This is a genomic window from Paraburkholderia sp. BL25I1N1 (genome assembly GCF_003002025.1).
In the GTDB taxonomy this organism is placed as follows: domain Bacteria; phylum Pseudomonadota; class Gammaproteobacteria; order Burkholderiales; family Burkholderiaceae; genus Paraburkholderia.
Window position 1 is genome coordinate 153,849 of record NZ_PVZB01000010.1, and the last position, 13,269, is coordinate 167,117.

Here is a 13,269-nt window from a genome sequence, read left to right on the forward strand (position 1 = left end):
GCAATGCGTGCTATTGCGCCGCTGCGTCGCACCACTCGATCGCCCACGACTTCGCGCATGAGATGGCATCCGCCTGGTCGGAAAAGGCGTCGATGTCGCCGGAATCGTGCGACTGGACGTGTTCGTTTTTGCGCGGCGCGCGAGTGATCTTCGCTCTCGCGTAGTAGAGGCCGTCATCGTCATGGCGGGCGCGGCAATCGATATGGAAATGCCGGTAGTCGAACTGCATTCGCTCTCCTTTGAACGCGCTTCACTGCATCTGCCGTAGCATCGCTTATACCCGGGCAACCGTCCTCACAGCACGACGGCAGTCGCGCGCGCCGACCTCGCGCGCGTGATTACCGTCGTTGTGAGCCCGCGCGTGCAGTCCGCGCGAGTCAGTTCGGCACGTTCACGGCGCCGTTGGTCACGGTGATCGCATTGATGCCCGGACTCGCCGCGATCGCCGGCAGATTGGCCGTGGTCAGCGCGGGGGCGACGCCGGCCGTGCCGCCACGGGGCACCGTGTGAATCACCTGCGACGGCGGCAGCGGCGTACCACTCTTCAGATGACTCCACATCAGATTGAGCGCCTGAAGATTGTAGTAATGCAGCGGCACGAAGCGCGAGTCGAACCCCGCCACGCCGAGGAACGCATCGAAATGCTGGGCGTTCGTCACTTCGTAGAACGAGAGCTTGCTCGCCCCGCCTTCGCTCAATTGATTCAGGCCGAGGTACGGCCGCGACGCATGGTTGATCGGCACCAACGCATCCGCGCGGCCCTGCACGATGATGGCAGGCTTGCCATGCAGATTCGCGTTCACACGAATGGCCTCGACGCTGTTGGCCAGCGTGCCGTTCGTCCACAGCGTACGCAGGCAGGAGGCGCCCGAGTAACTGCCGTCGGGGGTCGCCAGCCGGTGGTCCGCCGCTCCGCCGCCCGAGTTGAAGACGAGGTTGATGCCGTTGGTCGGCGGCACCCCGTTGCCATTGCCGAACACCGTCAGCATCGGCGACACGGCCGGTGTCACGCCGGCTGTTCCCGTCGCGCTCGTCGTGCCGAAGCTGAAGTCGCAGAGGTTGGCGGTGACGCTCGCTTTCGCGTACGCATTTGCGTAAGTCACTGCAACAGCCGGCACCGCTTGCGAGTCCCACATCGGCGCTTGCAACAGATCGGAGTCGGTTTGGTAGCCGTTCTGATGCAGCAACGCCAGCGCGTTGATCGCCTGGGTCGTCACGTCGCCACCCGCGATCACGCCGGCGCTAGCGAGCGACGCGCAGCGGGCGGTGCGAATCGCCGTGGTCGTGGCGAGCGGCAGTGCCGTCAGGTACGGTGCGCCGGCCGCGGCGGGCGCGAGCGCAGCGCACGGTTGCAACTGGTTGGCGAGCGTCATGTAGTCGGCGAGCGGCTTGCCGAATGCACCGACGGGCACGCCGCCCTGAGCCACCGACACCTGCGCGGGCAAGCGCAAATTGATCTGCGGTTCGCCGACGACAACCGCGGTGATCCAACCAGACGTGTCCTGTTCCGCCGCCGCGAGCGACGCGCCGCCGCCATTACTCACCGAAGCCGCAATCGTCGTGATGCTTCCGCCCGCGTAACGCACGGTGCGGGTCGAACCGTTGAGCGCGCCATACGAATCGTTGAGCGCCCAATACGCGAACTGGATCGCCTCCAACGTATCGTTGCCCCAATCCTTCTCGGGATTCTGCTGCGAGTGCGCATGCTTGAACGCGTAGCGATTCGGAAACTGGCTGTTGTAAGTTGCGAGATCGGTGTTGCCCAGGTTGGCCGTGAAGAGGCTGGCCTTGCCCGCGGCGGTGGCATCCTGCAAGGTGCCGTCGATCAGTGTGACCCGATTGGACGATAGTTCATGCGCACCGTTGCCACTGCCTTTGTCGGTGTACGCCACCGCGCAACCTCGCTTGAGCCCCCACTCGCCGGCGGCGGAAATCGCGCCGTACACGCCGCGCGAACCGGATGACGTCGCCGTGACTATGCACGGCTGATCAGGATTGAAGCTCGCTGGTATCTGCACCAGCATGGTGACGTTCTGCGTGCCGCTGCCGTCGTCGGCGTAAGCGAGATATTCCTTGCCGGCGATCTTGCCTTCGCCGAGCGTGTCGTTGCCGTTCAGATCGACATTCGGCCCCCAGAAGCGTCCATAGCCCCCGTTCGCCGTCATGTCGACGAGCGCGCGATAGTTCGACCAGATGGCGAGGCGGCGGAGTTCGGCGGCGGTAGGTTGCGCAGCGTTGGCAATGGCCGGCGCCGCAGCCGATCCGAGGCCGGTTTTGCCGAGGCCCGCGGTGAGCAGGTCGTCGGTATTGCCGTCGTAGGATTGGCTCTTGACCGATGCTGCGGTGATAAAGCTGGGCAGCGTATTGGCTTGCGGTGGCGGGCTACTTTCGCTACCGCCGCTGTGGCATGCAGTCAGCACGACTGCCACCGCCAACATGATCGCCAGGGTTGGCACAACCGGGACCGGCCGTTGCGTGGGCTCGACTCTGAGATTGGACTTCACGTTTTTCGTCTCCGATATTTGCTAATACCGTTGTGAATGCAACGGCACCGAAATTGCCGCGTACTGTCCAATGGATCGCGACGCTTCGGATACCGACGCATCGCTAGCCTGCATTGACCTTTCAATGGAGTCAATAGACGTCATGTCTTCGCATAACGAAAGTCAGGATCCGGGCGACGTCCAAGCCGCCATCCCAACACAACCTTCACGCCGCCGCTTTCTTCAATCTGCTGCCGCTGCCGCCACAGTCGGCGCTGCGCCGCATCTGCGCGCGCAGACCCAAACCCCGACCGCGCCGCCGGCTCAGGTTCAGCAAGCGGTGCCGCCGCGTCCCGTCACGCTGACCGTGAATGGCCGCGCATACACGCTGCAACTCGAGCCGCGCGTGACCTTGCTCGATGCATTAAGGGAATACGCGGGCCTGATGGGCACGAAGAAGGGCTGCGATCGCGGACAGTGCGGCGCATGCACGGTGCTCGCCGATGGCCGCCGTATCAACTCCTGTCTGACTCTCGCGGTGATGCATGAAGGCGAGACCATTACGACGGTTGAAGGGCTTGCCGCCAACGGCACATTGAGTCCGATGCAGCGCGCCTTCATTGAACACGATGCCTTTCAATGCGGTTACTGTACGCCCGGGCAGTTGTGTTCCGCGACCGCCCTTCTGAACGAATTCCGCAACGGCACCGCCAGCACCGTCACGGCCGATGTCCGCGCCCGCCCCGCCCAACTCTCCGACGACGAAATCCGCGAACGTATGAGCGGCAACATTTGCCGCTGCGGTGCCTACGCGAATATCGTGGCCGCCGTACGCGCGGTGCATGAAGGTGGCGGCCAGAACAGCGGCGCCAACACCCCCAACGCCTGACGGAGCGACAGCATGGATGCGATCTCATACGAACGCGCCGGCGATGTCGCCGGCGCGGTGCGGGCAGCGCAGCAGTCGGGGGCGGTATTCATCGGCGGCGGCACGAATCTGCTCGATCTGATGAAGGGCGGCGTAGCGCGGCCGATGCGGCTAATCGATATCACGCATATCAGCGGACTCGATACGGTCACCACACTGCCGGACGGCGGTATCCGGCTCGGCGCGCTGGTGCGCAATAGCGATGCCGCCAACCACGCGCTGGTGCGCGAGCAATACCCGTTGCTCTCGCAAGCATTTCTGGCGGGCGCGTCGTCGCAATTGCGCAATATGGCGACCGTCGGCGGCAATCTGCTGCAACGCACGCGTTGCGGCTACTTCTACGACACGGCCTTCACGCAGTGCAACAAGCGCATGCCGGGCAGCGGCTGCGCGGCGCTCGACGGCCACAATCGCACCCATGCGATTCTCGGCGCGAGTCCGCAATGCATCGCGGTGAATCCGTCGGATATGAGCGTGGCGCTTGCCGCGCTCGATGCCGTGGTGCGCGTTACCGGCCCGGCCGGCGAGCGGACCATTGCGTTCGCCGACTTTCACCGGCTTCCCGGCGACCGGCCGGATGTCGACACCACGTTGCAGCCCGGCGAACTGATTACGGCTGTCGATCTTCTGCCGCCGCTCTTCAGCGCGAACTCGCATTATCTGAAAGTGCGTGACCGCGCCAGTTACGCATTCGCGCTGATCTCGGTCGCCGCTGCCTTGCAGATGGACGGCACTCGCGTAAAGACCGCGCGCATCGCGTTGGGCGGCGTCGCGCACAAACCGTGGCGCGCGAGTGTCGCGGAACAGATGCTGAACGGCCAGCCGCTCACGCAGGCAACGCTGAATAACGCCGCCTCGGCCGCATTGCGCGAAGCGCGGCCGCAGCGCGAGAATCGCTTCAAGGTGGAGCTCGCGCAGCGTGCGATCGTGCGCGCCGTGAACCAGGCCGCCGGGCACGCGGGAGGTGTCGCATGAATCTCATCGGCCAACCCGTCGACCGGATCGACGGCCTGCTCAAAGTCACCGGCGAAGCGCGTTATGCCGCCGAATTTCCCGAAGCGCGTCTCGCGCATGCCGTGCTCGTTACCAGCACGATCGCGCGCGGCACCATTGCATCGATCGATGCGAGCCGCGCGCAGTCACTGCCCGGCGTGCTGCTCGTGATGACGTATCAGAACGCGCCGCGTCTGCCCAACGGCGGCAAGGCCGCATTGGCGCCGCCGACGGGACGCCGCCTTTCGCTGCTTCAGGACAATCAGATTCACTACAGCAATGAACCGGTCGCCGTGGTCGTGGCCGACACGCTCGAACACGCCACGGACGCCGCGCATCAATTGCGCATCACGTATCAGAGCGGCGCAGCGACGCTGGACTTCGCGCAGGCCAAGCCGAACGCGCACGCGCCAGACAAACCGCAAGGCCGGCAAACCGACACGCGACGCGGCAGCTTCGACGACGGCCTGCAAAGCGGCGCGGTACGCGTGGACGCGACGTACACCACGCCGATCGAACATCACAACCCGATGGAGCCGCACGCCACCATGGCGCGTTGGGACGGTCCGCAACTCACGCTCTACGATTCGACGCAAGGCGTCAGCAGCGCGGCGCAGGCAATCGCCAGAACGCTCGGCGTTTCGCCCGGCGATGTGCGCGTGATTTCGCCATTCGTGGGCGGCGGCTTCGGTTGCAAGGGCTCGTCGTGGTCGCATGTGTCCTTGTGCGCGATGGCGGCGAAGCAGACCGGGCGCCCCGTGCGGCTCGTACTCGAACGGCCGCAGATGTTCGGGCCGGTCGGCGCGCGTCCGCGCACAGAACAGCATTTCGTGCTCGCCGCGCGCCACGACGGCACGCTGACCGCGATGCGCCACGACAGCATCTCGAACACGTCGGTGATCGAAGACTGGACCGAGACCTGCTGCATGGTCACGCGCATGCTGTACGCGGTGCCGAACCAGGTGACCACGCACCGCATCGTGCCGCTCAATCTCGGCACGCCGACCTTCACGCGTGCGCCGGGTGAGACGACCGGTTCGTTCGCGCTCGAATCGGCCATGGACGAAATCGCGGCGGCCTTGAAGATGGACCCGCTCGCGCTTCGCATCAAGAATTACGCCGAGGCCGATCCGCAGGAAAACAAGCCGTGGTCGGGCAAATCCTTGCGCGAGTGCTATCAGACCGGCGCGGAGAAATTCGGCTGGTCGCGCCGCTCGCCGGCGCCTCGCTCGATGCGCAACGGCAGCACGCTGATCGGCATGGGCATGGCGACCGCGACCTATCCGGCCAATCGCAGCGAAGCCAGCGCCGTTGCGCGGATCTTGCCGGACGGCACCGCGATGGTCGCGTCCGGGACGCAGGATATCGGCACCGGCACCTACACCGTGATGACCCAGGTGGCCGCCGACGCACTCGGCTTCGCGCCGGAGAACATCCACTTTGCGCTCGGCGATTCGTCGCTGCCCAGAGCGCCGGTGTCGGGCGGATCGCAGTCGGCCGCGAGCGTATCGCCGGCCGTGCGCGACGCGGCGAGCCAGGCGCGCAGCCAGTTGATCGCGCTCGCGCTCGCCGATCAGGCTTCGCCCGTGTACGGCATCGCGCTCGACGACATCACCGTGGAAAACGGCTGGGTGATGAGCCGCTCGCAACCGGGCAAGCGCGATCCGGCGGCGGCGATCATCGCGCGCTCGGGCGGCAAGCCGATCGAGGCGAGTGCGACCGTCAAGCCGGGCGACGAAAAGCAGAAGTACTCGTTTCACTCGTTCGGCGCGGTGTTCGCGGAGGTGCACGTGGATGCCGATCTCGGCACGATCCGCGTGGCACGCATGGTCGGCGTGTACGACGTGGGCCGCGTGCTCAACCTGAAGACGGCGCGCAGCCAGTTGATGGGTGGCATCGTGTGGGGCGTCGGGGCGGCGCTACAGGAAGAGACCTCGCTCGATACGCGCTATGGCCGCTTCACGAATGCGAATCTCGCCGAATATCACGTGCCGGTGAATGCCGATATCGGCTCGCTCGACATTACCTTTATCGACCGGCCGGATCCGTATATCAACACGCTCGGGGTACGAGGTATCGGCGAGATCGGCATTACGGGCGTACCGGCGGCGATTGCGAACGCGGTGTATCACGCCACCGGCGTGCGCGTGCGCGATTTGCCCGTCACGCTCGATAAGGTCATGGGCGCGATGCAGGTTTGATGGGCGCGCTTTTGCGGTCGCGGCGCGAATCGGGGCGGCGCGCGCCGCGCATTGATATTCGCGCTTGCCTGTGGCCGCGTTGCATCGCACAATCGACCTCATTCCTTCTACCGGTGCCCGCCCATGGCCTACGCTTCGCTCGCCACTGGCGTGTTGCTCGCCGCCGGTTTCGGCTCGCGCTTCGACCCGGAAGGCCTCCACAGCAAACTGCTGGCACGCATGCCCGACGGCACGCCGGTGGCGCATGAAGCCGCGCATCGGTTGCTGCGGGTCGTGACGCAGGTGGTGGCCGTGGTGCGGCCGGGTTCGGACGCGCTCGCGCGGCTGCTCAACGAGGCCGGCTGCGACGTCGTGTTCGCGGCGGAGGCCGAACGCGGCATGGGCGCAAGCCTCGCGGCCGGTGTCGAGGCAAGCGCGGAGGCCGAGGGCTGGATCGTCGCGCTTGCGGACATGCCGCGCATCGCCACTGCCACGATCGAAGCCGTGGCGCGCGCGCTGGACGGCGGCGCTTCGCTGGTCGCGCCGTTTTACCAGGGACAGCGCGGGCATCCGGTCGGCTTCGGCATCGAGCATCGCGACGCGCTGCTGGCGCTCGACGGCGATATGGGCGCGAGATCCCTCTTTATGTCGCAGCAGGTGACGCGGCTTGATGTGGACGATGCGGGTATCTTGCGCGACGTCGATACGCCTGAGGATTTGCGCAAGCTGTAGTTGTGCGCTTGGTCAGTCTGGCGTTGCCGGTAGACACACTGTCGTCGGCGCAGTCGGCCGCGACTGCTGACACGCTTGATCTGGGCCGGCATTCAGGAGCATACTGTATATCCGTACAGTATTTCACGGTTTGATGCGTTTAGTCACGCACAGCCGCGGCGCGTCCGCATGAAACGTATTTCTATCGAACCGTCTTTTGCCGCCTGGCGCCATGCGGCGCGGGAACTGTTACGGCAAGGCGTCGAACCGGAGCGGATCGAATGGGTTGAATGCGATTCGTGTGATCCGGCCGGCTCGGATAACGGCAACGCAAGCGCTCAACAACGTTCCGCCACCGCTTTGGCCGCCCCTACGCCCGCCATTCCTCGTGAACTGCTCGCCTGGCTGAAAACGGCGGCGTGCTTTTACGCGCCGGACCGCTGGTCCCTGCTCTATCGCATCCTGTGGCGTTGGACACACGGCGAACGCCACGTCCTCGATCCGCAAGACGCCGACGGCGCGCTGCTCGATCAGCGCATCCAGTCGGTCGAGCACGAAACCGGCGATCTGGTGGCGCTCACCCTGTTCAGGCGACGCGATCCGTCCATGGGACCGCCGGAATTCGTCGGCTGGTACGAGCCGCATCATGATTTGCTGGCGCAGGCCGCCGAGCGTTTTGCCGAGCGCATGGGCGATTCCACGTGGATGCTGGCGACGCCGCAGGGCGCGGCGTTCTGGAACGGCATGTTGCTGCGCATCAGCCGGCCGGCAACGGAAGAAAACGGACACGTCACGCACGCTTTGGCGGTCGGCCAGTTGAACGGGCCAGCCACGCCAGTATTACCGCCGAGCCAGCGGAGCGGGCCGACCACGCCGACATCGCCACCGGGCCAGCGGAGCGGAACGACCACGCCCACATCACCACCGAGCCAGCCGAACGGCCCGACCACGCCGACATTGCCGCCCGCCGCCATGGCCGGCGAAGCCACGACCAGCGAGCCCACCGAGGCGCTTTGGCTCGCCTACTACGCCAGCGTATTCAATGGCGCGCCGACACCCATGCCGCGGCGTTACTGGAGAACGCCGCCCGCTGGTCCGCCGCTGCCCGCGCAACTCGCGCGCAAGCGCAGCCGTCTCGGCGCACAGAGCGGCACTGTCACCGTTCCGGAGATGCCGCCGCTCGAATATTCGGCGGTGACACCACCCTTGCGCGAGCCCACCGGCCCGCTGGCCACCTGCCGGCGCTGCGCGTTGTGGCGCAACGCAAAGCAGGCCGTCGCGGGCGCCGGTCCGGCTCACGCCGCGTTCATGGTGGTCGGCGAACAACCCGGCGAGCATGAGAACCAGCACGGCGTGCCCTTCATGGGCCCCGCCGGTCAACTGCTCGACACGGTGCTTGCGCGCGCCGGTCTCGATCGCGCGGCGCTCTATCTGACCTATGCCGTCAAGCATTACAAATGGGAAACGCTGGAGCAGCAGCGCGTCCACCGAACGCCCGCGCGGCGCGAGGTCGAGGCTTGCCAGTACTGGCTGGACCACGAGCTCGCGCAGATCGCGCCGCGCGTGGTCGTCACACTCGGCGCGACGGCGCTGAAGGCGTTGACCGGCGCGCACGTCAATCTGTCGGAATATCTGGGGCAGACCATCGATCACGGCGGCCGGCTGATCGTGCCGACGTGGCACCCGTCTTATGCGCTGAAAATGGCCGACAGCCGGCTGCGCGAGGATATCGTCGCGGGCATGGTGACGGCGTTCAGTCACGCGGCGACGTTGGCGGCGGAAGGGGCGTAGCTTTTTTACCGCTGGATTTGCGCTGCTCGTGCACGCGTCGGCTTTATTGATTGACTACCGTATGCCTCTGCTCATCCAAAATCATTGCAGGGCCGTTGCCACCTTGACCTGCTCGTTTTCGAACGCGGGCTGGAAGGCATCGAGGTCGTCGTCAGTCATGCCGACCGGCGCCGACTTCGCGACGCGTTTCCAGTCTCTGACCGCGTTGCGAACTTCATTGAGAATGCGTTTCGCCTCGTCGGCAGAGAGCCTGAAATAAGGCGCTTCATTCATCACGGCCTCGATCGAGTCGACCGGCCCGTAGTCTTCATTGAGCCATAACTTCAACTCGGAGTCCTTATCCGGGAAAGGGTTGATGTCGAACGCCGGCGCGAGCCGCCACTGCCCATGCTCGACGTGCAGGAAACCGTGGTTCTGCACATGGTCGTCGACATTGGTAATCAGCAGATTGAACACGAGTCGCCGCCACAACTCCTCGAGGTCGCGCTTCGGGTCCACGCAACGCGCGATGATGCAATCAGCTATCTGGGTATAGGCGTGCTCTTCCTGCCGTGACGCTTGCAGCATGGAGCCAGCCGAGAGGTACGGAATCCGGCCGCCGTTCGCGACACGATCAAAGCGGCGCACGAGCGCAACCGGGATGTCTTCCGACATGACGATGCGCGATTGCGCCACCGTAATGCCGGCGGCTGCGGCCAGATGAAGAGCGAGCACTTCCCCACGCGTGACGCTGCGGTCGTCGTTGACACTGGGAAATTTGCCGATGGCCAGTTGCCCGTCCTCATCGAGGATCGTGCACTTGGGGCGCATACCGCCAAGCGACGTCCCGCGCCCGCGCAAATACTTCAGGTCGGCTGCGGTTTCCCTGTTCATCTCGACCGCGCGAGTGGCGCCGATCAAATGACCCAATTCGAGCAAGGGCGGCGTGCCACGCCCTCCGTCTTCAATGCTGCGCAAATAGTTGCCCGCTTCGTCCACGAATCGCAACGCACCGATCCGGCTCATATCGTCGACGCCCAGCAGGTAGTCCATCTCCGTGAGCCCGGCGCGCGGCACCTCCAGCCCCTTCTCCTGCGCCGACTTGCGACGCCTTGCGTGGTCACGCGCGATCACCCGGCATCCCCATCCGTCGGGCTCGGTATCCGCAAATGCGAAGTGAAAAATCGAATCGTCTCTGCTGGGCGCCTTACGAAACTGCTGACCGTACACGAGCTGCAAATCGGGCGAAATCTCGAACCGGTCGGTGGATTGCAGCCACGCTTCGTGATAAGCAAAGCTTGAGTTTTCGCGTGCGCCGTCCTTGTTGAAAGTCAGAGCGCCAACGGGAAGCGCCGCTTGCCCAAGCGCCACCCGGACGATCTGCTGCGACACAGGACGCTTCATAGCGCCCCCGATTCGGGCGTGACACGTTTATTGCGAACCCGCTGCGGCAGTTGCTGGTTCATTAAGGTCAGCCCGATGGTATCGCCAGCGGAATCCATTAGTCCGTCGATTTTGTCCAGCTCACCCAGAACGAGAAACGCCTGCGCGATCGTGCCGATAGAGATACGTTCGTCGCCGTGTTCCATGCGACGCAGCGTAGCGACGGACGTCCGAATGCGCTCGGCCATTGACGCCTGGGTCAACCGGCGGCGACGGCGCGCCAGCGCAAGGTCGGCTCCGAGTTTCTTCAGGGCACGCACGACCGGCAGGGGGAGCGGATCTCTTTTTCTTTTAGCGCTCACATGTGAGCGCTTATGCGGCTTTGTGGTTTCCATATGAGCGGTACTTCAGGATATGGGTTTCCTATTGTCCGCGCGCATTGTTTCTGGGTCAAGGAAATCGACTTGATCGCTCACATATGATCTTTTACCAACCTATAGCGATCATATGTGAGCGATTAACAGGAACGCAAAGTCGTGCGGATGGCGGCACACGCGTAGCAAAAAGGGACGTTCCGGGATTCACCCATTACCCGTCGACCCCTCAGGCACGCGGCTTGCGCATCACAAACCCGCCGCGCAAGCCGCCACGATTCCGCCTAAGCTGATGTGACGCCGCAATTTCCCAAGCACCGGCGCGACACTCGAGCCTCTACCCGTTTCGTCTCCGGCCCGCGCGTCGCGAACCCATCACACGCCCCATGAGCGAAACCAGCCCGCGCCTTTTCATTGTCTCGCCCCATTTCGACGACGCCGTCTTCAGTTGCGGCGCATTGCTCGCCGCCCATCCCGACGCCGCCGTGTGCACGGTATTCGCCGCGCCGCCCGAGCAGCCGATGCACACCGAATGGGATGAAAAGTCAGGTTTCACGGACGCCCATCAGGCCATCCACGAACGCACGCTGGAAGACAACCGCGCACTCGAAGTGCTCGACGCGATTCCGCTGCGCATGCCATTTCGCGACAGCCAGTATTCGGACTCGCCGTCGATCAGCAAAATGGCGGCGGCGCTCGAAGAAACCATCTATCGCACCACCGCCAACACCTTGCTGATGCCGCTCGGCCTGTATCACGACGATCACGTGCGCGTGTTCGAAGCCTGCTGTGAAATCCTGCCTCGCCTGTCGCATCTCACGTGGTTCGGCTACGAGGAAGCGATTCACCGGCGCACGCCCGGCGTGGTGCAGGCGCGGCTCGCCGATCTCGCGCAGCGTGGCATCGTCGCGACGCCCGCCAGTCCGAGCGCAGGTCACACCATCGACGCGCAGCGCCGCGCGCAACTCAAACGCGAGGCGGTCTATGCTTATGAGAGCCAGTTGCGCGCGTTTGGCGCAGGCAATTACGACGACATCTTCGCGACCGAGCGTTACTGGCAGCTCAGCGTGGGTCGTCGCGTGAAAAAGTAGCGGGCGCGGCGCGCCGGAAAGGCCTACGCTTGAAGAGAACGGCCGGCGAGAGTTCGACGCCGTCGCCGCATCGGCTTCTTCTCCACTCAAAGGTGCTGCCATGAGCTACGACATGCATACCAGTCCGATTCCCGACCCCAACGCCGATCCGAACCGCGACCCGGAAGCCGATCCGCTGGTGCCGCCGTCGCCCGGCCATCACACAGAGGAGCCGCAGCGGCCCGATGGGCCGCCCGACAAAGACCCGGTGTGACCGCGTTGCGCGGCCAGCCACCGCAAGCGCGAATCAGCGCATCAGTTCGGTAAAGCCTTGCAACAGACGGTCGATGTCGGCGGCGTGAATGTTGCCCATCGTCGAAATGCGGAACAGTTCGGCCGACAAGCCGCCTTGCCCTGCATAGATGACGAAGCCGCGCGCCTTCAGCGCGTCGTGCAGGTGCGGATACGCGATGCCTTGCGGCAAACGGTACGCGCGCAGCACCACCGACGACTCTTCCGGCGGCAGCACGCTGCCGATGCCGCGCTCGGCAAGGCCCGCCCGCCCCTGTTCAGCCAGCGCCGCATAGCGCGCGTGTCGCGCGCGCCAGCCGCCTTCGTCGGCGAGTTCGCGCAACGCTTCGACGAGTGCATAGTACGCGTGCACCGACGGCGTGAACGGCGTATTGCGCTGATCCTGCAACTTCGCGAGACGGCCGAGATCCAGGTAATACGTGCGGCTCGCCGCCTGCGCGAGCGCCGAGCGGCGCACCAGCACAAACGACGCGCCCGGCACGCCATGCAGACATTTGTTCGCCGTGGCGGCCACCGCGTCGAGACTGGCGTCGGCGAAATCGATCGCTTCCGCGCCAAAGCTGCTCACGCCGTCCACCAGCAGACGCAGCCCCCGCTCGCGGCACAATGCGCCGAGCGCGACCAGATCATTCAGACGGCCCGTGGTGGTTTCATGATGGATCACGGCGACGTGCGTGGACGCCTTGTCCGCATCGAGGCGTTCGGCGATCCTGGCGAGATCGGGCGCCTGCATCCAGTCGTGCTTCAGCGATTCGTGCGCGATGCCGTATTGCGTCGCGATCTGCGAAATACGCTCGCCATACACGCCGTTTTCCACCACGAGCAGTTTGCCGTTCTGCGGCACCAGCGCGGCAGTCATGCTTTCGACGGCCGCCGTGCCGGAGCCTGTCATCAGCACCGCCTGCCATTCGCTCGCGTCGAGACCGTAGAGATCGACGAGGCGCGTGCGGGCCTCTTCCTGCAAATCGAAAAATTCGCTTTCGCGATGGCACAGATCCGTCTGCAACAGGCTGTTGCGAACGCGTTCGGTGAGCGTCACCGGGCCGGGATTAAGCAGCAGCATGA

12 protein-coding genes are annotated in these 13,269 nt (G+C 64.9%); 7 read left to right on the forward strand and 5 right to left on the reverse strand.

The window, feature by feature from the left end; genetic code table 11:
* Positions 1–10: 10 nt before the first annotated feature.
* Both B0G73_RS16840 and B0G73_RS16845 read right to left on the reverse strand, forming a co-directional pair.
* Positions 11–229 (reverse strand): hypothetical protein, encoded by a 219-nt coding sequence (locus tag B0G73_RS16840; protein WP_106282443.1) that lies wholly within the window; start codon positions 227–229, stop codon positions 11–13.
* Between the two features lie 148 nt (positions 230–377).
* Positions 378–2,438, reverse strand: coding sequence for a D-(-)-3-hydroxybutyrate oligomer hydrolase (locus tag B0G73_RS16845; RefSeq protein WP_106282444.1), 2,061 nt, complete (start codon positions 2,436–2,438; stop codon positions 378–380).
* 208 nt (positions 2,439–2,646) lie between these two features.
* On the opposite strand from B0G73_RS16845, the gene B0G73_RS16850 reads away from it, so the two are divergent.
* The 5 genes from B0G73_RS16850 (at position 2,647) to B0G73_RS16870 (ending at position 9,086) form a co-directional block, all read left to right on the forward strand.
* Entirely contained in the window at positions 2,647–3,372 is a 726-nt protein-coding gene (locus B0G73_RS16850; RefSeq protein WP_106282445.1) for a 2Fe-2S iron-sulfur cluster-binding protein, read from the forward strand.
* Between the two features lie 12 nt (positions 3,373–3,384).
* On the forward strand, positions 3,385–4,386 hold the full coding sequence (locus B0G73_RS16855) for a xanthine dehydrogenase family protein subunit M (RefSeq protein WP_106282446.1): 1,002 nt from the start codon (positions 3,385–3,387) through the stop codon (positions 4,384–4,386).
* Entirely contained in the window at positions 4,383–6,605 is a 2,223-nt protein-coding gene (locus B0G73_RS16860; RefSeq protein ID WP_106282447.1) for a xanthine dehydrogenase family protein molybdopterin-binding subunit, read from the forward strand. The genes B0G73_RS16855 and B0G73_RS16860 overlap by 4 nt, the downstream gene beginning before the upstream one ends.
* Before the next feature lie 123 nt (positions 6,606–6,728).
* Complete coding sequence (locus B0G73_RS16865) at positions 6,729–7,316, forward strand: NTP transferase domain-containing protein (protein WP_106282448.1); 588 nt, start codon at positions 6,729–6,731, stop codon at positions 7,314–7,316.
* 168 nt (positions 7,317–7,484) lie between these two features.
* Complete coding sequence (locus tag B0G73_RS16870) at positions 7,485–9,086, forward strand: UdgX family uracil-DNA binding protein (protein ID WP_106282449.1); 1,602 nt, start codon at positions 7,485–7,487, stop codon at positions 9,084–9,086.
* An 81-nt stretch (positions 9,087–9,167) separates the two neighbouring features.
* On the opposite strand, the gene B0G73_RS16875 is transcribed toward B0G73_RS16870, so the two are convergent.
* Complete coding sequence (locus tag B0G73_RS16875; RefSeq protein WP_106282450.1) at positions 9,168–10,469, reverse strand: type II toxin-antitoxin system HipA family toxin; 1,302 nt, start codon at positions 10,467–10,469, stop codon at positions 9,168–9,170.
* Entirely contained in the window at positions 10,466–10,843 is a 378-nt protein-coding gene (locus B0G73_RS16880) for a helix-turn-helix transcriptional regulator (RefSeq protein WP_106282451.1), read from the reverse strand. Before B0G73_RS16880 ends, B0G73_RS16875 begins: the two co-directional genes overlap by 4 nt.
* Positions 10,844–11,208: 365 nt before the next feature.
* On the opposite strand from B0G73_RS16880, the gene B0G73_RS16885 reads away from it, so the two are divergent.
* Positions 11,209–11,913, forward strand: coding sequence for a PIG-L deacetylase family protein (locus B0G73_RS16885; RefSeq protein ID WP_106282452.1), 705 nt, complete (start codon positions 11,209–11,211; stop codon positions 11,911–11,913).
* Between the two features lie 100 nt (positions 11,914–12,013).
* The gene (locus B0G73_RS40500) at positions 12,014–12,166 is read left to right on the forward strand and encodes a hypothetical protein (protein ID WP_165614491.1); all 153 of its coding nucleotides are present in this window, start codon (positions 12,014–12,016) and stop codon (positions 12,164–12,166) included.
* A 33-nt stretch (positions 12,167–12,199) separates the two neighbouring features.
* Here the strand turns inward: B0G73_RS40500 and B0G73_RS16890 are convergent, their stop codons facing one another.
* Positions 12,200–13,267 (reverse strand): 2-aminoethylphosphonate aminotransferase, encoded by a 1,068-nt coding sequence (locus B0G73_RS16890; RefSeq protein ID WP_106282453.1) that lies wholly within the window; start codon positions 13,265–13,267, stop codon positions 12,200–12,202.
* Between the last annotated feature and the right edge of the window lie 2 nt (positions 13,268–13,269).

Coding starts and splice junctions, on each gene's coding strand:
- B0G73_RS16865 (WP_106282448.1), top strand. CDS start 6,729: ATGGCCTACGCTTCGCTCGCCACTGGCGTGTTGCTCGCCGCCGGTTTC.
- B0G73_RS16890 (WP_106282453.1), bottom strand. CDS start 13,267: ATGCTGCTGCTTAATCCCGGCCCGGTGACGCTCACCGAACGCGTTCGC.
- B0G73_RS40500 (WP_165614491.1), top strand. CDS start 12,014: ATGAGCTACGACATGCATACCAGTCCGATTCCCGACCCCAACGCCGAT.
- B0G73_RS16840 (WP_106282443.1), bottom strand. CDS start 229: ATGCAGTTCGACTACCGGCATTTCCATATCGATTGCCGCGCCCGCCAT.
- B0G73_RS16885 (WP_106282452.1), top strand. CDS start 11,209: ATGAGCGAAACCAGCCCGCGCCTTTTCATTGTCTCGCCCCATTTCGAC.
- B0G73_RS16860 (WP_106282447.1), top strand. CDS start 4,383: ATGAATCTCATCGGCCAACCCGTCGACCGGATCGACGGCCTGCTCAAA.
- B0G73_RS16880 (WP_106282451.1), bottom strand. CDS start 10,843: ATGGAAACCACAAAGCCGCATAAGCGCTCACATGTGAGCGCTAAAAGA.
- B0G73_RS16875 (WP_106282450.1), bottom strand. CDS start 10,469: ATGAAGCGTCCTGTGTCGCAGCAGATCGTCCGGGTGGCGCTTGGGCAA.
- B0G73_RS16850 (WP_106282445.1), top strand. CDS start 2,647: ATGTCTTCGCATAACGAAAGTCAGGATCCGGGCGACGTCCAAGCCGCC.
- B0G73_RS16855 (WP_106282446.1), top strand. CDS start 3,385: ATGGATGCGATCTCATACGAACGCGCCGGCGATGTCGCCGGCGCGGTG.
- B0G73_RS16870 (WP_106282449.1), top strand. CDS start 7,485: ATGAAACGTATTTCTATCGAACCGTCTTTTGCCGCCTGGCGCCATGCG.
- B0G73_RS16845 (WP_106282444.1), bottom strand. CDS start 2,438: ATGTTGGCGGTGGCAGTCGTGCTGACTGCATGCCACAGCGGCGGTAGC.